This is a genomic window from Adlercreutzia sp. DFI.6.23, assembly GCF_024462535.1.
In the GTDB taxonomy this organism is placed as follows: Bacteria; Actinomycetota; Coriobacteriia; order Coriobacteriales; family Eggerthellaceae; genus Adlercreutzia; species Adlercreutzia rubneri.
Genome location: NZ_JANGBP010000124.1, coordinates 1 through 425, shown reverse-complemented (window position 1 = coordinate 425; position 425 = coordinate 1). Strand labels below are relative to the sequence as shown.

Sequence of the window (425 nt, the reverse complement as noted above, 5' to 3'; positions counted from 1 at the left end):
GGCGACATGGCAGCAGCCGATGGCGAGCAGCGCCGCCAGCGCGGCCACGACGACAAGCCCTAGCGTCACGCGGCCGGTCGCTAGCGCGCCCGCATAAGCGAGATCGGACTCGCGAGCGTCTCGCAACGTGAAAGGCACATCTGACATCGCGGTGCTCCTAGAACGGCGGCAGATACACTTTGTCGCGCGACTGCGGAATGGCCCGGCGCACCAGCTCGCGCAATCCCCGCACCACCTCGTCCATGAGGGTCACGGGGATGCCCATCATCATGAGGCTGTCGTCCACGTCCGACGAAGCGCGGCACCCGTAACAGCCGAACGAGATGTTGATCTCACCGGAGGTGAGCGGGATGAGCGTGGTCTCGACGCACTGGGCTTTGTAGCCGGATGCGTGGAAGTCGTGCCTGTGACCAGTATAGTAGGAC

At 64.7% G+C, this 425-nt stretch carries 1 protein-coding gene; it reads right to left on the bottom strand.

Annotated elements, in window-relative coordinates:
• Nucleotides 1–157: 157 nt before the first annotated feature.
• Nucleotides 158–425: DUF169 domain-containing protein (locus NE591_RS12630; RefSeq protein WP_256156790.1), on the bottom strand; the 268-nt coding region annotated here is incomplete at its 5' end.